Raw genomic sequence first — 17044 nt, 5'->3', positions numbered from 1 at the left:
ACATCGATCGAGGAGAACCGGCGCTCACGCCCGACCCAAGTCACCGGAATCTTCCCCGAGTCAGCCCACAGACGAAGCGTCACGGGGTGAACACCGAGACGTTTGGCGGCCTTTGAGAGTCGAAGAAGTTCCATGCGATCACCGTACGATCACTGAGGAACTCTAAGCAAATTGATGAGCCTGATCCGGGTGATGCCGGGGGGCGCGAGCGGCCCTGACAAAGCCGGGACGTACCCAGAACTGCCAGATGCGGCTCCGGCGCGGCAGCCACGGCGGGCGCCTGCCGGCCTTGGACCATCTTGTGGCGGGCCTGGGCCGGTGTGTGTGGGAACCGGGGCGCGCCCGGCGTGGACGGGCTCACCGTGGATGCCGTGGCCGCCGCCGGGGTGGAGGAGTTCCTCCGCGATCTGTCGCAGCAGTTGCGGGCGCTGCGTTCGGCCGTCACTGCTGTGGGGGGTCATGATTCCCAAGCCGGGGCGGCCGGGGGAGTTCCGGCCGCTGTCGATCCCTACCGTGGCGGACCGGGTGGTGATGACGGCGGCGAAGCTCGTGCTCGAGCCGATCTTCGAAGCCGGCTTCCTACCGGTCAGCTAAGGGTTTAGGCCCAAACGGTCCGCGATGGTTACGGAGCCGGCTCTGCACACAACCTGGGTCCGGCGTGTGCGGCTTGACCGGACCGGCGCTGCGGGGTCGCCGGGGTAGGGCGGAAGCACCGGCACGAGTGATCGTTGAGGTGTGCGCCGACCCAGGAGCCGGCCCGGCCAGCAGCCGCAGCAGGACACACGGATGGAGTCGATCCCCCTCGTCGGCGCGCCCGTGCGATCTGCTCCGGCCCGCGGGTGGACAGGCCACGCGTCCACGCCGTGCACGTCCTCTTCCCGTGCACCAGCCAAGATCACGGGCGCCCGGGAAGGAGTGTCTTGACAGCACGGAGGCAGGCAGCCACGCTGGAGACTATGGAAACTGGATCAGTTTCGATGGTTTCCGAGCGTAACGGGCAGCGCGCCGATGTGATCGTGGAGGCGGCCGGCCGACTGTTCCTCGCGCCGGGCTTCGCGCGGGTGAGCATGGACGATCTTGCTCGTGAGCTCGGGATGAGCAAGAAGACGATCTACCGTCATTTCCCGGACAAGCGCAGCCTGCTGACCGCGGTGCTGGATCGGCAGTTCGCGGCAGTGGAGCGCACGCTGGTGACGGCCGCCGAGGACGCACAAGGGCAACCGTTCGATGTGCGGGTCCAACGGTTCCTGATCGCAGCGGGCAGCGAGCTCCGGCGGATCGGCGCGGCTCAGCTCGCAACCGGGCGAGGTGGCGATGCGATGCTGCGCCAGCACGTGGAGCAGCGCACGGACGCGGTGGTCTACCGGCGGCTCGACGAGCTGTTCCGGGACGGACACCGGCAGGGACTGCTACTGACCCCGCCCCAACTGCTCAGCGAAATCACCCGCGGCGCGCTGGAACGGCTGCTCACCTCGCAGTTGCCGCACGAACTGAACTGGACTGGGGCCGATCTGCTGCGGGCGACCGTCGACACCGTGCTCTATGGGGCGGTCCGCCCAGCACACCCCGGCACCGACGACGACCAACTCGGGGCGGTCCATCCGACGGCCCGTGATGATGAGGAGGAGGTAGGCCCATGACTGTGACAACCGGCAGGGTGGCATTGGTGACAGGGGCCAGCAGCGGAATCGGTGCGGCGACCGCGTGTCTCCTTGCCGCGCGAGGGGCACGCGTGGTGGTCAACTACCTCCGCAACAGCACGGCAGCCGAGGAGGTCGTGGCCGACATCGAGGCCGCAGGCGGCCAAGCCATGGCCGTACAGGCCGATGTGCGCGAGGTGGCGGCGGTCGAGAGCATGGTCGAGCAGGTCCAGGCGGCATGGGGCGGCATCGACGTGCTCGTGCACAACGCGCTCATCCCGTATGCGATCAAGTCGTTCCAGGACATGACCTGGGAAGAACTGGGGGGCAAGCTCGACGCCGAGATGCATGCGGCGTACGCGGTCACCAAAGCCGTCCTGCCCGCCATGACCGAACAGGGCTGGGGACGCATCATCTATATCAGTACCGGCCTCAGCCGCCGGCCCCGGGAGAACATGATCGCACTGGGCACGTCCAAGGCCGCACTGGAACAGTTCGCCCGATACCTCGCCCAGGAACTGGGCCCATGGGGCATCACGGTCAACATCGTCGCACCCGGCCCGGTGGAGGACACCCGCATGGCCCGCATGGCGGATGTGTTCGACGATGTGCACAAGCAGCGGCAGGTGGCCGCCACCCCCCTGGGCCGCCTGGCACACCCGGCCGACGTCGCTCAAGCCGTCGCCTTCTACGCCGGCGAGGACAACGCCTTCATGACCGGCACCACCGCCGCGGTCAACGGCGGAATGTCCATGTACTGACGCGTCACTGTCCCCTCACACACGGGGCCATACCGTCCCGGTCCGGCCGAGAACCGCGCCGCATTGACCCTCAGCACCACAAACCGCAGCGGCCGCGACACACGCGGGGACGCGCCGGTGACACGAACAAGGAACAAGGTTCATGCACACCATCGATCTCGCCTACGTCGGACGAGGCCTGCACGAAGAACTGGCCGCCTACATAGCCGACCAGCAGGACTACTACGCCGACGAGGGCGTCCACGTCGCGCTGCGCGACGGCTGCACCTGGGACGAGGAACGGCTGCGCCACAGCGCCACCATCGGGCTCGGTCGGGCATTGCTGTCCCGACTGACCGACAGCACCCCTTGGGTCGCACTTAATGTCAACACCCACCGCCCGCTGTTCTGGTTCCTCGCCCGCCCCGGCCTGACCTCCCTGGCCGATCTGGCCGGCCGACGGCTGGCGGTGCACGCCCCCCACACCGCACCCGGGTGCTTCACCCGGATCGTGCTGCGCAAGGCAGGCCTCGACCCGGACCGCGACCTCCACACCATCGTCCGCCCGCCCGGCGACTACGGCATGGACCTACGCCGACTACGCGACGGCGAGATCGACGCCGCCCTGGTCGGCAGCACCATGGCACCCGAGGCGGTAGCCGCCGAGCATGGCTGGCAGGTGCTGGCCTGGGTCGGCGACCACTTCCAGATCCCCACCGTAGGCGTGGCCGTCGACCCCACCTACATCCACCCGGACGACCCCGCAGTCCAGGCCGTCCTACGAGCACACCGGCGCGCCCTGCAGGTGATCCGCAACGACCCCGACACCACGGTGCGGCACATGCAGACGTTCCTCGGCGGACACACCGCACACGAAGCCCGAACCCACTACGACACATTCATCGCACCGTACTTCACCACCGACGGCCAAGCCGACCTCGCCGTCGGCGCCACCGCGATCACCGAAGTCGCCGCCGAACTCGGCGTCCCCGCCACCGTCACCGCAACCGAGTTCTACCGCACCGCAACCACCGCATCTTAGAACCCCGCGAGTTCGGTGCCACCGACATCGTCGTTGAGCGCGGCGAAGTGGGCGTGGCCCGTATCAAGGAGATGACCGGCGGGATCGGTGCCGACCGCGTGCTGGAGTGTGTGGATAACGAGCAGTCGATGCAGCAGGCCCTGAACTCCACCCGTCCCGGCGGCAACGTCGGCTTCGTCGGCGTCCCCCACGGCGTCGCCCTCGACGGCACACAACCGGGTTGCTTGCCGACTGGTACAAGGACCTCAAGCCACCATTCATCCCAGCCGTGCCGGGTCGATCGGGACATCACAGGGAACACCAGACAGTCACAGGGCCTGGACACGATGGCGGCCTCTGACCAACTGGGCTGGCCAGAGGCCGCAAATGCACGATGGGTGTCCTATTTGAACCCAAGTCGCCGGGCCACAACGGGTTTCAAGACCGCCCACCGTTCAGTCCGCGGCGGGCGGTAGGTAAGATCCCCCGCCGATCTACGCATGACAGATCACCGATTCACTGTCCGGGGGGACCTCCACGTGAGATCACGCCTGTATATCCCCACGTCCGTCGCGGCTGCCTTCCTCGGCACGCTGGCCTTGCCGAGCCAGGCCCTCGCCGACATCTCGGTGCCCAGCCCTCCGCCCGCGGCCGGTGCCGACACGGCGGTGGTTGATTCCGCAGGAGCATCGACACCCAGTGACGACCCCGCTCCGCCTGACGGACAGGGGCCGCTGACAGTCACCAAGCGGGTTGCCGGTCTGCCCTGGGCAACCGCCAACCCCTTCGACTACAGCGATGACCACGCCCACTTCAACATCACCGCCTGGTCATCCTGCGACGGCGCAACAGTCACATCGGTCACCGCCCGCTTCTATCCGCTGAACGCGCCCGCGGATGCAGCACCGGTGCTCACTGTGACCGACTTCGAGTATCTGGACGCGCACGTATGGCGGTCGCCCACCCCTGTCGTACTGCCCGCCTTCGGCGCCTACCGGGTTGCGCTGGACGTACACGACGACCACGCCTCCTACGTCACGCTGCCCAATGCCGGGACAGTGGAGTACCAGCAGATCGTCCACTTCAGCGAATACACGCAGACCGTCCCGCCGAACTTCGACTTCGACCACCGGGTCGTCACCGTCCACGGAGCCCTCACTCTGACCGACCCGGGCACAGGCCAGGTCAGCCCCTTCTCAGGCGCCACCGTGTCCGTCTACAACAACAGCGGCGGCTACTCGCGGAGGGCGACGACGGCTGCCGACGGCACCTTCATGATCTCGCTCGACGCCGACGGTGCGATCCAGACCACCGGCGAATACGAGCCCGGCCGGGAGGAAAGCTGGACCCACACGCCTGCGTATGCGTACCTCCCTCATCCGGACTATCCCGCGTCCGAGTCCACACGGATCCGGCTGACCTCTCCACCGGACGTCAACGTCCCCGCCGGCGGCTCGGCCACAGTGACCGGTGTGGTGGAGCGCAAGGTCGGCGACGGCTGGGTCTCGGCCCCGAATACCGTCGTCAGCCTGTCTGAGGCGCAAACCGGCTCCGTGCCCTACAGCTATGTGTCCGACGATCAGGGAGGACTGAGCATCCCGATCTCCCAGGCCGGTGCCTTCCAGCTCGCCGTTCAGGTGACGGACTTCCTCCAGCAGAGCCCGGCTGAAAACATCCACGTCCACATCCCCCAGCCAGGAGCCCAGTTCACCGGCCTAAGCATCTCCGAGGACGCCACAGGACAGGGTCGGATCACTGGCCACCTCACCCTGGGCCAGGCCGGTCTCCCGCCTGCTGGCACCTCGGAAATGTTCGCCCTGTTGGGGCAGCGGGCCGTGGGGGTGGCATGACCACACCTCCACGGCCCTCAGGCGGCCGTCAGGTGCTGGTCACCGATTGCATTACGGGGAGTGGGCGGGTCCGCCGGGCGAGCAGGAGGGCTGCCATCGCCGCGGTGAGGAAGGTGACGAGGCTGTAGATGGCGGGTGCCACTGCGGCGGCCGGCATATTCAGCAACGCGGGGCTGAGGGCGATAGTGACGGCGAGGGCGCCGTTGTGGATGCCGATCTCCATCGACGAGGCGACGGACTGGGGCCGTTCGACGCGGGCGAGGCGTGGTACCCAGTAGCCGATGACCAGGTTCAGGACGCTGAACGCCGCCGTGAGCGGAAGGACGGAGCCGAGGGATTGGCCCAGCTGGTGGGCGTTCTGCAGGATCGCACCGACGATCACCACTACCAATACGATGAGCGCGACGATCCGTACGGCGCGGCTGAGAGCCTGCGCAAGGTTTGGGCGGAAGCGCCGCAGCGCCATCCCGAAGGCCACCGGCAGCAGGACGGTGGCGATCAGGGTGACGACGCCTTGTGGTTGCAGTCCGATGTTGTGGGCGTGGCCGACGTAGTGGTTGGTCACGCCCCACATGACGAGCGGCAGCGTGACAACGGAGATCAGCGAGTTGACCGCGGTGAGGGTGATGTTCAACGCGATGTCGCCGCGGGCGAGGTGGCTGTAGATGGCCGCGAGCGTTCCGCCGGGCGATGCGGCCAGGAGCAGCATCCCGACGGCCGTGTCGGGGTCGGGTCCGGTCAGCGCAAGCAGCGCCAGGCAAAGCGCGGGCATCAGTACCAGTTGGCAGGCCAGTGCCGTGCCCACGGCGCGCGGCGCCCTGATCACGCGGGCGAAGTCAGCGAACGTGAGGGAGAGTCCCAGGCCGAGCATGATGACCGCCAAGGCGATCGGCAATATCACGGTGGTCAAGACAGAGCTGTGCAATGTCACTCCTTGGGATCAGTGCCGGTGGTATTCGCCGACCGACCTGGTGAAGAAGGCACGCAGTGCTTCCTTGTGGTCGTCCTTCGCGAACAACTCGGCCAGTTCGTCGACTTGGCGCCGGTGCGCCTCGTCCCGGCTCATCTCCAGGGCGTCGTTCGCGCAGCGCTTGGTGGCCTCGACCGACAGGGGGGCGCGAGTCGCGATCCGCTCCGCCTTCGCCAGCGCTACGTCCATGAGCGACTCGGGTGCGCAGACATCGGTGACCAGTCCCCAGGCCGCGGCCCGTTCGGCTCCGTAGCGTTCGCCCGTGAGGAGGATCTCCTTGGCCGGTCCGAGTCCCACGATCCTCGTCAGGCGCCAGAAGTTCGCCATGAGGCCCACGTTGACCCCAGCCGCGACGAAGGACGCCTCGCTTGAGGCGACGCGGATGTCGCAAGCAAGGGCCAGCTCGAATCCGCCGCCGATGGCCGGCCCGTTGACCGCGGCGATCACGGGAGCACGGAACCTCTCCAGGCCGTCGACGATCCGCTCGAAGTCCGCCACGAAGTCGGGCAGTTCGGTCCGGTTCATCCGCTGGTCCTGGACCAGATCTGCGCCGGCGGTGAACACACCTCCGGCTCCGGTGAGGACGACCGCACGAATCTCTGGGTCTTCCTCCAGCCGGTCGATGGCCTTCTTCAGGTGCGCCCGGCTTTCCCAGGAGAGGGTGTTGACGGGCGGGTTGCTCAGTGTGATCACCACGACATGCGGGGTGTGGCGCTTCAGCCGGACTGCACTCACTTCTCCTCCTTGGCCACACCCGCGGCAAGCAGGGCCTCGACCTCGGACGGGCTGAAGCCGGCTTCGGTCAGCACGTTGGTGGTGTGCTCGCCCAGCAGCGGGGCCGGACGATCGATGACGGCAGGAGTGAGGGAGAACTTGACGGGCACGCCGATGTGCTTGACCGGCCCCGCCGTGGGGTGTTCGACCTCAACGAGCATCCGCCTGGCCCGGACCTGGGGGTCGGAATAGACCTGCCCGATGTCATACACGGGTCCGGCGGGAATGCCGTGCGGCAAGAGGATGTCCATCCACTGCTCGGTGGTGTGGTCCAGGAACTTCTTCTGCAGTTGCTCGGTCAGCGACGGGCGGTTGGTCATGCGGGACATCGGATCGGCAAACCGCGGGTCCGCCCCCAGCCCCGGCCATTCCAGGGCGGTCACGAGACGTTCCCACATCCGCTGATTGGGTGTGCCGACGGTCAGCCAGCCGTCGGCAGTCCGGAACGCCTCGTAGGGGGCGGCGAGTCGCATCTGCGAGCCGAGCGGGCCGGCTACGTGTCCGGTGGCGAACAGGACGGCGCTCTCCCACACCATCAGGGAGATGCCGGCTTCCAGTAGTGAGGTGTCCACGTACTGTCCTTCGCCGGTACGCAGACGGTGGATATAGGCGGCGAGCACACCGTTGGCGGCCAGGATCCCCGCGGTGAGGTCGCAGATTGGCACGCCCGCCTTGACCAGCTCGCCGCCGGGCTCCCCGGTGACACTCATGATCCCGGACATGCCCTGGGCGATGAGGTCGTACCCGCCCCGGCCGGCCAGCGGGCCGTCTTGGCCAAATCCCGAGATCGAGCAGTAGACCAGTGCGGGGTTCCGTGTGGCGAGGCTGGGATAGTCGCAGCCGAGCCGCTCCATGGCGCCGGGCCTGAAGTTCTCGACGAGGATGTCGACTCTCTCGCTGAGCCTGCGCAGCGTGGCGGCTCCCCGTTCGTCCCGCAAGTCCAGGGCGATCCCGCGCTTGTTCCGGTTCACCGCCATGTATGCCGGCGACTGGCCGCCGGGGGAGTCGGGTCCCCAGCCACGCAGTTCGTCGCCGGCTGGACGTTCGACTTTGATCACATCAGCGCCCATGTCGGCGAGCAGCGCCGCGCAGTAGGCACCAGCCATCACTTGGCTGACGTCCAGAATCCGCACGCCGCCGAGAGGACCCGTCATTGCATCTCCCGAGGATTTCGCACCCAAAATTTGTGCCGCATAGCGGAACAGCTGTGCTACTATGCGGTCCAAAAGGTAGGTGGACAGTCAGGAGGCGTCAACAGAGTGCGCAGCGTTTTCACGACCTTCTCCGTGCTCGAAGCGCTCGCCGAGGCCCAGCCGGTCGGTGTGGGCGCGCTGGCACGGGAGTTGGACCTGCCCAAGAGCACCGTGCAGCGCAGTCTGACCACGCTGGCCGAGGTCGGATGGATCCGCCCGCTGGACAGCAGCGGCCACACACGGTGGATACTGACGGCCAGACCTCTGAAGTTGGCCGGGCACGTGCTGCGCCACGAGCGCCTACTCCGTGAGGCCGCAGCACCGGCGATGGCGGACCTCGCCCGGCAGACCCGCGAGACGATCCACCTGACGATCGTGGACGGTGACAGCGTGATCCTGCTGGACAAGATCGACAGCACGCACGCCGTCCGCAACGTCTCCTGGCTCGGCGGTCGCGCTCCCCTCCACGCCTCGGCCTCCGGGCTGGCGATCCTTGCCCACCTGCCGGCAGATGCGATCACCCGCCAACCGATGACCCAGTACACCGCACAGACCGTGACGGGTGTCGAGACGCTGCGTGCCACACTCGCCGCGGTCCGAAAGCGCGGTTACGCCATCAACACCGGGATGTGGCGCGACGATGTGAGTGCCGTCGCTGCGGCGATCCTGGATCCGACCGGAGCACCGGCCGCTTCCCTCAGCGTCTCTGTGCCGACCTACCGGCTCTCCGACGAACTCCGGGACCGGTACGGCATCCTGGTCCGCGACGCCGCCGCGCGCGTAACGTCCCAGTGGGATGGGCAGCACGCCGAAAACAGTCCCACGACGGAACGGGACGACTGAGACGCGTTCGAATTCTGAGTGACACCTCCGCAAAGCGGACCCCCGGCGGGAGAACGGCACGCCAGCGCAACCGGACTTCCCGGGCAGAGTCCCCCAGCGGAAGGCCACCCAAAAGGACTCATCCTCGGGAGTGTTGTCCCCACACTTGACCTTGGCGAGGGTCACGGCCGCGAGACCATACGCCACGCCCTCATGGGTCTTGGCTGCGCACGTACGCCACCGCCCAACCACGTACTTCCGGCAGAACTTGAACCACCGCAAGGTGGTTCGGCGTCCGCTGCTTCGGCAGCGTCGGCCAACGCGCCCACCTCGGACTCAGGCAGCCCCAATTGGATCTCGAACGCCTCACCGCGTTGACTCATGGCCTGCCACAGCTCGAACCGGCGGCTCTCCGCGAGAGCCCGATGTAGTGACGTGTCACCACGCGCCTGCGACCACCCATTCAACGCGCCAACGACTCGACTTCCGTCCGGTCTCGGCTCCCAAGTTTTTTATAGCAATTCGCTCGCCGCTCGTAGTGCTAACTGTCGTTTACCAGCGTCTCCTCAATATCTTTCTGAATCTTATCGGTAGCGTGGAAGTCAATACGACGACCTTGCGAGAATCTACACCCGCCCACCGTAGTTAGATTCTGCTCGCTTGGTCGATGCACTACCGGGTTGAGCGGGCTTTTGAGCGATTTCCCGAACGGTCGCTCGTACATCTTTCCCTTTCCTGCCAGGTCGGGTTCCGCCCATCAATTGCAAGGCCTGCTTTGCCGTGTCGCAGTGTGCACGCCTCCGAGTCTGAACAGCCATAAACCCCTCCAGCCCCAGTAGCACACTGCCTGGATTACGACACCGCGCATGGAAGGATAAAAACTACAAGAACATGTAGTCGGATACCACTGGGTCGGCGCAGCCGAAGGTTAAGTTGACGATGTAAGCAGTGTCCGCAGCCCGGCGAGGATGGCCTACCTTTCCAAGGGGTCTGATTCTCGACATTGTCCCGGCGGCACAGCATGTGGCAGCCACGGGCCCGGAATATGCGCAATGGCCTATCCGCTCCCCCGCAGACAGCGGTTCGCCGTTGCATTCTTATAAGGAGCCTTTGTGTCTCGTCTTCCCTACCCCGACCGGCAGGACTTCTCCGAGGAGCTGTGCGACTTCCTCGACCAGCTGCCGCAGCACGCAGCATTCGACATGCTGTCGCACTCACAGGCCACCATTGAGATCTTCCTCCGGCAGGGCCAGGCGCAGTACACCCAGCTAGCGCTCTCCCCGCGAAACCGTGAACTGACCATTCTGACCGCGGCCAGCGCAACCGACTGCGAGTACGAGTTCATCCAGCACGTGCCGATCTCAGCATCCTTCGGCGTGTCGGACGCCGTGCGGGATGCGATCAAGCGTAGGGAGTTCGACGCCCTGGAGCTCCCCGACGACGACCGCGCAATCGTTCGCTTCGTGGCCGCGGTCGTCGCCGCCCCAACCGTCTCCGACGAGATCTTCTCGGCCGTCAAGGAGCGCCTCACTCCACGCGAGATCCTCGAGATCATGCAGGTGACCGGGTTCTACTGGTCCTTCGGGCGGGTCTGCACCGTTCTCGAGATCGAAATCGAGAACGATCACGGCGACGCCGTGATCGACGCGAGTGGGCGGCTGCAGAGGTCGGCGCAGTGACCGTTGGGAGGTGTGGGACCGTAGCGGGCCCACACCTCCCAACGGAACAGCCGTAACTCGCCCGCACGGAACCGGCTTTCAACACTTCATGCGTCGTCGCGCAGGGACGCGCACTAATCAAGACGGGCACTAACCAAAAGGGATCGCACACCATGAGCACTGTGAACGCGGAGGCGTTCCACAACGTCACCGTCGTCGGCGCCGGCGTCATCGGCATGTCCTGGACCGAGGGCATGACCTCGCGGTGGGCCGCGCCGTAGGAGCGAGGCGTGTGGGTGACGACCACCCGGGGCACCGTGCGGATCTTCTTCAGCAGCCTGCGGAAGAACCGCCTGGCCGCGGCGGTATCCCGCCGGTTCTGTACGAGGACGTCCAGGACGTTGCCGTCGGCGTCCGCGGCCCGTCACAAGTACTTCTGCGCTCCGTTGATCTTGATGAACGCCTCGTCCGGGTGGCACTTGTCGCCGGGCCGGGACTGCCTGCGGCGCAGCGCGCCGGCGTAGGTCTGCCCGAACGTGGCGCACCAGCGGCGGACCGTCTCGTACGAGACGACGACCCCGCGCTCGAGCATCAGTTCCTCGACCTCGAAGCGGAAGTACAGCCACACACAGTGGGAGATGGCCTCGCCCGGGTACCGGTGCCCCTTGTACGACGGCGGCGCACTCCCCACGGGCGCCCCCTCCAGCACGACCAACCAGAAGATCATCCCACCGGCCAGTCAACGTGGCAGTGCCTTGCCGCGCCGTGAACTCTCCTGTGGCAGGCCTTGTGTCCACCGCTCTCAGTCGATAGGTTCCTCTATCGGATAGAGGTTGCTATCCGATGAGAACCTCTATCCGACATCGTCGATCGTCATGACGAGAACAGGTGGGACGCATGACAAAACGTGTGACCAAGAGACGACAGGAGACGAACGAGCGCCTGCTCAACGCGGCCGAGCAGGCATTCGCCAAGGACGGGTTTCACGGGGTCTCGATCGCGGAGCTGTGCGCACGGGCCGGCTACACGACCGGCGCGTTCTACTCGAACTACGGCTCCAAGGACGAACTCTTCCTTGCGCTGTTCACTCGACGCTCCGAGATCGTCCTCAAACAGCTCGGTGAGGCGGTGGACCAAGCCGTGCTCTCCGAGCATCCGGTTGCCACGTTCATCGAGCTGGCAAGCGTCGTGGACGAGGAGACGCGCGCCTGGTTCCTCATCTCCACCGAGTTCACTCTCCACGCCATCCGCAACCCCGAGGCGGCCGAAGCGCTCGCCCGCCATGACGCAGCGATCCGGGCGGCAATGGCGGAGCTGATCGCACCACTCCTGGCGACCACACCGAGCAAGGAGACCGCGATGGATCTCGACATGCTGCTGCGTGTCATCGTCGCTGTCCGGGAAGGCGGGCTCGCACAGAGCCTGGTGGAACCGGCAGCTCTCCCGCACGGCGAGTTGGAACGCCGGTTCCTGCCCGCACTGCTGGGAGGGCTCTGATGACGACCAGCATCGAGCAGTGGTGGTCCGAAGGGTATCTGGTGCCGCTCACCGTCGCCGGAGTCCCCCGCGAGGTGTTCGTCCGCCGCATCGGCAGCGGCCCGGTGATGACCCTGCTCCACGGGTTCCCCAGTTCGTCTCACGACTGGGCCCAGGTGGTGCCCGTTCTCGCCGCCCACCACACCCTGCTCATGCCTGACTTCCTCGGTTTCGGCGCGAGCGAGAAGCCGGCCGATCACGACTACTCGATCCACGAGCAGGCCGACCTGGTGGTCGCGTTGTGGCAGCACGAGGCGGTGGCCTCGACGCATCTGGTGGCGCACGACTACGGGGCCACCGTGGCGCAAGAGTTGCTCGCGCGCAGCGCCGAGGAGTCATTGAGGAGTCGGATCACGAGCCTGACGCTGCTGAACGGCGGCGTCTACCCAGAACTCCACCGGCCGGAAGCGGCCCAGACGGCGCTGCTCGACCCGGAAACCGGCCCCCGGCTCAGCGCCGCGCTGACCGGCGAGCTCATGGCCACCGCCCTCTCACCGACATTCGCCGAGCACTACGACCCTAGCGCCGACACAGCCGAGATGTGGAAGAGCATGAGCCACGGTGACGGCCACCTGAACTCCCACCGGCTGATCCACTACATCACCGACCGGACTGCCCACCGCGACCGCTGGGTGGAAGCCATGGAGACCAGCGATCTGCCCAAGACGTTCATCTGGGGCCTGCGCGATCCCGTCGCGGGTGCCCACATCGCCGAGCGGATCGCCGAACGCATGCCGAACGCGACACTCCATGCCCTTGCGGACGTCGGACACTGGCCCCCGCTGGAGGCGCCGCAACGCGTCGCCTCACTGATCCTCGCCACGGGAGGAAGCGGCTGAAGTCCGCACGGGTCCCGTCACCGCGCTCACGGCCTGACCACGTCTCCACACATCGAGAGGAACGAAGACCATGACGATCACGCAGCACCACGCCCCCGAAATGCTCGACCTGATCCGGGCCAACATCGGCCCGATCCCCGACGACTTCGATCTCCCGCTCCCGCCTACGGGGCTTTCGGTCGAGGAGGAGCGCGAAGTACGCAAGCGGGAACTCGCCGCCGCCTTCCGAGTCTTCGGAAAGCTGGGCTTCTCCGAGGGGGTCGCCGGGCACATCACTGCCCGTGACCCCGAGTTCCCCGACACGTTTTGGGTCAACCCGTTCGGGATGAGTTTCCATCAGATCAAGGTCTCCGACCTGGTACGTGTCGACCACGAAGGCAACCTGCTGCACGGCAAACGCCCGGTGAACCGTGCCGCCTTCTGCATCCACGCCGAGGTCCACAAGGCCCGCCCCGACGCCGTCGCAGCCGCACACGCGCACTCCCTCCACGGCAAGGCGTTCTCAGCGCTCGGGATCCCGCTGGCACCACTTACCCAGGACGCCTGCGCCTTCTTCGAGGACCAGGGCCTCTACGCCGACTACCGCGGAGTCGTGAGCGACTCCGACGAGGGACGCCGCATCGGCGAGGCGCTCGGTCCGGCGAAGGCCGTGATCCTGAAGAACCACGGCCTGCTGACCGTCGGTCAGTCGGTTGCCGCCGCCGCGTGGTGGTTCATCACGATGGAACGCTCATGCCAGGCGCAGCTCCTGGCCATGGCCGCGGGCGCCCCGCACGAGATCGACCGGGAGACCGCGGAGCAGGTCCGCGCACAGATCGGCGGGCCCCTCGCGGGCTGGTTCCAGTTCCGTCCGCTGTGGGACCAGATCATCGCCTCCTCGCCGGACCTGTTCGGCTGAGGCTCCCGACCGAGCGAGACCGGCCCGCCGGGCCAGAACCGACCAGGAGGAGGCAGGAAACCGCGTGTCGGACTTTGGCGACTACCAGTTCGATATCTACCTCAACGGGCTCTCCGGCATCATGCCGAAGATGCCGATGACCTACGCCGAGTTGGAGGAGCGGGGTTCCAAGGCGTTGGACCCCTGGCTCCTCTCCTACATCGCCGGCGGGGCGGGCGACGAGCGCACTCAGGATCTCAACGTCTCGGCGTTCGACGACTGGGGGCTGATCCCGAGGATGCTCGTCGACGGAGCCCAGCGCGACCTGTCCATCGAGTTGTGCGGGCTGCCCCTCCCGTCCCCGCTGTTGATGGCGCCCGTGGGTGTGATCGGCCTGTGCGCGCAAGACGGCCACGGTGACCTGGCCGTGGCGCGAGCCTCGGCGAGGACTGGCGTGCCGATGATCGCCTCCACTCTCACGGTCGACCCGATGGAGGATGTCGCTGCCCAGTTGGGTGACACTCCGGGCTTCTTCCAGCTCTACACCCCGAATGATCGGGAGCTTGCCGAGAGCCTGGTGCACCGGGCCGAGCAGGCGGGTTTCAAGGGGATCATCGTCACGCTGGACACCTGGATCCCGGGGTGGCGGCCTCGCGACCTCAGCCGCTCGAACTTCCCCCAGCTGCGAGGGCTGGCCCTTGAAAACTACTTCAGCGACCCGGTCTTCAGGTCCCGGTTGGCCAAGCCCCCGGAAGAGGACCTCCAGGCCGCAGTGAGATCCTGGGCAATGACCTTTGGCGACCCGCGCCTGACGTGGGACGATCTCGCCTGGTTCCGTTCCATGACCGACCTGCCGCTGATCCTCAAGGGAATCATGCATCCCGAGGACGTCCAACGGGCCATCGACGGCGGGATCGATGCGATCTACTGCTCGAACCACGGTGGACGCCAGGCCAACGGCGGCCTTGCCTCGCTCGACATGCTGCCGGATGTCGTCGAAGCCGCAGGCGAGACTCCGGTGATCTTCGATTCGGGTGTGCGCTCCGGGGACCATGTTGTGAAAGCCCTGGCGCTGGGCGCGCGAGCGGTAGCGGTGGGGCGGCCCTACGTCTACGGTCTGGCACTGGGCGGCGAGGACGGCATCATCCACGTGCTGCGTTCCCTCCTTGCGGAGGCTGACCTCCTCATGGCGGTCGACGGCTACCCGAAGATCGCAGACCTCAGCCCCTCGGCTTTGCGGCGACGCCCGTGACCCAGCTGTTCAGCCTGTGCCGGCCACGCGCGCGCGGTGCCTTCCCGGTCGTACAGGTCAGGCAAAGGTCCTGGCTTCCGACGCCGCACGCGCCTGTGGCGTCGTCCTGGCCATGGGCTGCGGCGGAATCCGCCTTGAGGGACTGCGAGCCGATCACCCCGGTTGACGGCTCCCCATCCCGGCCTGCGTCGTACGGACCCGTTCACGCCGCGGGTCGGGGAACTCCCTGACCAGCGCGTGGTCGCGCCCCCGCGGAGGCCGACCACGCACCGTGCACTCGATCCGAGCGCTGGTACTGCGTCCGGCCAGGGGAAATCCAAGCTGGGGGCTATCGGCGCCTGCACGGTGAGTTGCTCGTGCTCTCCCGCCCGACCGGACTCCGGTTCCCAGGCCATGGAAGACATCGACTCACTGCGAATGCGCGGACTTCCCGCTCCCTTCCGAGTTTCCAGCGCAATCGTTTCCACCCGCATATGCCACAAGAGGCGCGCGACAATGGAAGGGCACATCGCATTCGACGGAAGGAGGAGTGTGATGGGCAAGGCAGCTGAGTACCCGCAACAGGAGACGCATGCGGGCAACGGCCACGGTATGCACCTGCACATGCGCACCCTGCATCCTTCGGTGCCGATTCCGTATCTCAGCATGGAGGAGATGACGAGCACGGCCCGAGCGGCGACGGCACGGCTGCCCGGTACTCCGCCCGTCAAAGATCTGGCGTTCTACGGAGGACTTGGAGCGCTGGCCGTGGCGGGAGCTCTGGAGTGGCCGGTCGCCCTCGCCGTCGGCGGCGCCACTTGGCTGCTGCGCAGTGGGCGGAAGGAGAAGCCCGAGGCAGGCGTCAGGCCGTAGGGCATCCTGGGCCGCTGCAGACGGTGACCGTGCGTCGAGAGCCCCAGGGCGCCAGAGGTTCCCGGGCCTCGAGGGGCGGCAGCAGGGGCGCTGGCGGGCCGTTCCCCTTTATCGGGCCGTTTCCGGGGATTATCGACGTCCGCCGAGGCGGTCATCGTGGATATGTCCGGCGACGGCGGCGAGCTGGTCCGGGTCGGCGAGTTCGGTCATTCCGTGGACGGCGGCGTCTATGCGGTCCGGGGAGTCCATGCCGACGACCCAGGTGACCATCTGGTCCTCCAGGGCAACGTGGGCGCCGACGTGGTGGACGAGGCCCTGCTCGCACAGCTGGGCGATGGGTTCGGCCCGCAGGCGCTTTCCGAGCGGTGACTTCGAGGACGCGGGGCATGAGGGCGCCGTTCGTGGTGCCTTCGCGGCGCAGCTGCTCCCACGCCTGGGAGAGGACCTGTCTGGCCATGTCGCCGCCGTAGTTCGACTCGACGACGATCGCGTCTGCTTTGAGGGCGAGGAGACAGGCGGTGCGGCCCCAGTCGTTGGCGCCCATGCTTCCGGAGCGGTCTTCGAGGACGTACAGGTGGCCGCCGAAGCCGTGGGCGGCGCCGATGATGCCGGTCTCGTCGCCGATGGCGGACTCTCCGCCGGCGGGTGGAGGTTGGGAGCTGTTCGGTTTCGGATGTGCAGGAGTGTGTGTGAGTGTGCACGAGCATGTACTTGTTCGTGGTGTTGCAGCGCGCACGACGCTTGGCGGGCACTGTCAGTGCCGGCCGGTACCGTTCTTCCTGTTGCCGATCAAGCGTTGGGGAGGGGGGGTGCATCGATGCGTGGTGAGTCGCTGCGCACGATCGCTGCCCCCTTCGTGGCCGTCGGCCCGTCCGGCGTGGCGATCCGCACCCGTCTCAAGGGCCTCACGCCGGACGACGACGACGTGTTGCGTCTGGTCGGCGCGCATCTGGGGTCGCTGGCCTCGAAGGATCTCAAACGCCGGTGCGCTGAGGGCCTGGAGCACTCCGCGGATACGTG

Annotated in this window: 17 protein-coding genes and 3 pseudogenes; 15 read left to right on the top strand and 5 right to left on the bottom strand. The window is 66.9% G+C overall.

Annotated features, from left to right (window positions below):
• A partial coding sequence (locus ACWDA7_RS41000) for a helix-turn-helix domain-containing protein (protein WP_450611679.1) occupies positions 1 to 134 on the bottom strand: 134 nt, incomplete at its 3' end.
• Positions 135 to 459: 325 nt separating this feature from the next.
• Here ACWDA7_RS41000 and ACWDA7_RS40995 point away from each other — a divergent pair.
• The 6 genes and pseudogenes from ACWDA7_RS40995 (at position 460) to ACWDA7_RS40970 (ending at position 5251) form a co-directional block, all read left to right on the top strand.
• Entirely contained in the window at positions 460 to 594 is a 135-nt protein-coding gene (locus tag ACWDA7_RS40995) for a hypothetical protein (RefSeq protein ID WP_450611674.1), read from the top strand.
• 383 nt (positions 595 to 977) lie between these two features.
• Positions 978 to 1640, top strand: a complete 663-nt coding sequence (locus ACWDA7_RS40990) for a TetR/AcrR family transcriptional regulator (protein WP_450611672.1) — start codon at positions 978 to 980, stop codon at positions 1638 to 1640.
• Complete coding sequence (locus ACWDA7_RS40985) at positions 1637 to 2401, top strand: SDR family NAD(P)-dependent oxidoreductase (protein WP_450611670.1); 765 nt, start codon at positions 1637 to 1639, stop codon at positions 2399 to 2401. Before ACWDA7_RS40990 ends, ACWDA7_RS40985 begins: the two co-directional genes overlap by 4 nt.
• Before the next feature lie 142 nt (positions 2402 to 2543).
• Positions 2544 to 3422: an ABC transporter substrate-binding protein gene (locus tag ACWDA7_RS40980; protein WP_450611668.1), complete on the top strand. Its 879-nt coding sequence runs from the start codon at positions 2544 to 2546 to the stop codon at positions 3420 to 3422.
• Positions 3423 to 3430: 8 nt separating this feature from the next.
• Positions 3431 to 3637, top strand: a pseudogene (locus tag ACWDA7_RS40975) (zinc-binding dehydrogenase); the annotation flags it as partial.
• A 303-nt stretch (positions 3638 to 3940) separates the two neighbouring features.
• Positions 3941 to 5251 (top strand): carboxypeptidase-like regulatory domain-containing protein, encoded by a 1311-nt coding sequence (locus tag ACWDA7_RS40970; RefSeq protein WP_450611666.1) that lies wholly within the window; start codon positions 3941 to 3943, stop codon positions 5249 to 5251.
• 28 nt (positions 5252 to 5279) lie between these two features.
• On the opposite strand, the gene ACWDA7_RS40965 is transcribed toward ACWDA7_RS40970, so the two are convergent.
• Genes ACWDA7_RS40965 through ACWDA7_RS40955 form a run of 3 tightly spaced genes read right to left on the bottom strand, consistent with a single transcriptional unit; the run spans position 5280 to position 8149 of the window.
• A complete protein-coding gene (locus tag ACWDA7_RS40965) occupies positions 5280 to 6152 on the bottom strand; it encodes a bile acid:sodium symporter family protein (protein ID WP_450611678.1) in 873 nt (290 codons plus the stop codon).
• A 39-nt stretch (positions 6153 to 6191) separates the two neighbouring features.
• Entirely contained in the window at positions 6192 to 6956 is a 765-nt protein-coding gene (locus tag ACWDA7_RS40960) for an enoyl-CoA hydratase/isomerase family protein (RefSeq protein ID WP_450611664.1), read from the bottom strand.
• Positions 6953 to 8149 carry a CaiB/BaiF CoA transferase family protein gene (locus ACWDA7_RS40955; protein ID WP_450611662.1) on the bottom strand — a complete coding sequence of 399 codons (1197 nt, stop codon included), beginning with the start codon at positions 8147 to 8149 and terminating at the stop codon, positions 6953 to 6955. Before ACWDA7_RS40955 ends, ACWDA7_RS40960 begins: the two co-directional genes overlap by 4 nt.
• A gap of 105 nt (positions 8150 to 8254) precedes the next feature.
• Here ACWDA7_RS40955 and ACWDA7_RS40950 point away from each other — a divergent pair, with 105 nt between their 5' ends.
• On the top strand, positions 8255 to 9031 hold the full coding sequence (locus ACWDA7_RS40950; RefSeq protein WP_450611660.1) for an IclR family transcriptional regulator: 777 nt from the start codon (positions 8255 to 8257) through the stop codon (positions 9029 to 9031).
• A gap of 1091 nt (positions 9032 to 10122) precedes the next feature.
• Positions 10123 to 10689 carry a carboxymuconolactone decarboxylase family protein gene (locus ACWDA7_RS40945; protein WP_450611659.1) on the top strand — a complete coding sequence of 189 codons (567 nt, stop codon included), beginning with the start codon at positions 10123 to 10125 and terminating at the stop codon, positions 10687 to 10689.
• 220 nt (positions 10690 to 10909) lie between these two features.
• Here the strand turns inward: ACWDA7_RS40945 and ACWDA7_RS40940 are convergent.
• Positions 10910 to 11359, bottom strand: a pseudogene (locus ACWDA7_RS40940) (IS6 family transposase); the annotation flags it as partial.
• 206 nt (positions 11360 to 11565) lie between these two features.
• Here ACWDA7_RS40940 and ACWDA7_RS40935 point away from each other — a divergent pair.
• The 7 genes and pseudogenes from ACWDA7_RS40935 to ACWDA7_RS40905 all read left to right on the top strand — a co-directional run.
• Positions 11566 to 12165 (top strand): TetR/AcrR family transcriptional regulator, encoded by a 600-nt coding sequence (locus ACWDA7_RS40935; RefSeq protein ID WP_450611657.1) that lies wholly within the window; start codon positions 11566 to 11568, stop codon positions 12163 to 12165.
• The gene (locus ACWDA7_RS40930; RefSeq protein WP_450611656.1) at positions 12165 to 13043 is read left to right on the top strand and encodes an alpha/beta fold hydrolase; all 879 of its coding nucleotides are present in this window, start codon (positions 12165 to 12167) and stop codon (positions 13041 to 13043) included. Before ACWDA7_RS40935 ends, ACWDA7_RS40930 begins: the two co-directional genes overlap by 1 nt.
• A gap of 70 nt (positions 13044 to 13113) precedes the next feature.
• Complete coding sequence (locus tag ACWDA7_RS40925) at positions 13114 to 13941, top strand: class II aldolase/adducin family protein (RefSeq protein ID WP_450611654.1); 828 nt, start codon at positions 13114 to 13116, stop codon at positions 13939 to 13941.
• A gap of 121 nt (positions 13942 to 14062) precedes the next feature.
• Positions 14063 to 15172, top strand: a complete 1110-nt coding sequence (locus ACWDA7_RS40920) for an alpha-hydroxy-acid oxidizing protein (protein WP_450611676.1) — start codon at positions 14063 to 14065, stop codon at positions 15170 to 15172.
• Positions 15173 to 15706: 534 nt separating this feature from the next.
• Positions 15707 to 16024, top strand: coding sequence for a hypothetical protein (locus ACWDA7_RS40915; RefSeq protein ID WP_450611652.1), 318 nt, complete (start codon positions 15707 to 15709; stop codon positions 16022 to 16024).
• Positions 16025 to 16180: 156 nt separating this feature from the next.
• Positions 16181 to 16393, top strand: coding sequence for a hypothetical protein (locus ACWDA7_RS40910; RefSeq protein WP_450611650.1), 213 nt, complete (start codon positions 16181 to 16183; stop codon positions 16391 to 16393).
• A 448-nt stretch (positions 16394 to 16841) separates the two neighbouring features.
• Positions 16842 to 17044, top strand: a pseudogene (locus tag ACWDA7_RS40905) (IS200/IS605 family accessory protein TnpB-related protein); the annotation flags it as partial.

This window comes from Streptomyces sp. NPDC001156, assembly GCF_053598275.1.
This window is presented reverse-complemented; position numbering and strand designations above follow the sequence as displayed.

Bases quoted from the DNA above. Each gene is read 5' to 3' on its own strand.
- ACWDA7_RS40915 (WP_450611652.1), top strand. From the start codon at position 15,707: ATGGGCAAGGCAGCTGAGTACCCGCAACAGGAGACGCATGCGGGCAAC.
- ACWDA7_RS40925 (WP_450611654.1), top strand. From the start codon at position 13,114: ATGACGATCACGCAGCACCACGCCCCCGAAATGCTCGACCTGATCCGG.
- ACWDA7_RS40995 (WP_450611674.1), top strand. From the start codon at position 460: ATGATTCCCAAGCCGGGGCGGCCGGGGGAGTTCCGGCCGCTGTCGATC.
- ACWDA7_RS40955 (WP_450611662.1), bottom strand. From the start codon at position 8,149: ATGACGGGTCCTCTCGGCGGCGTGCGGATTCTGGACGTCAGCCAAGTG.
- ACWDA7_RS40935 (WP_450611657.1), top strand. From the start codon at position 11,566: ATGACAAAACGTGTGACCAAGAGACGACAGGAGACGAACGAGCGCCTG.
- ACWDA7_RS40980 (WP_450611668.1), top strand. From the start codon at position 2,544: ATGCACACCATCGATCTCGCCTACGTCGGACGAGGCCTGCACGAAGAA.
- ACWDA7_RS40985 (WP_450611670.1), top strand. From the start codon at position 1,637: ATGACTGTGACAACCGGCAGGGTGGCATTGGTGACAGGGGCCAGCAGC.
- ACWDA7_RS40920 (WP_450611676.1), top strand. From the start codon at position 14,063: ATGCCGAAGATGCCGATGACCTACGCCGAGTTGGAGGAGCGGGGTTCC.
- ACWDA7_RS40990 (WP_450611672.1), top strand. From the start codon at position 978: ATGGTTTCCGAGCGTAACGGGCAGCGCGCCGATGTGATCGTGGAGGCG.
- ACWDA7_RS40930 (WP_450611656.1), top strand. From the start codon at position 12,165: ATGACGACCAGCATCGAGCAGTGGTGGTCCGAAGGGTATCTGGTGCCG.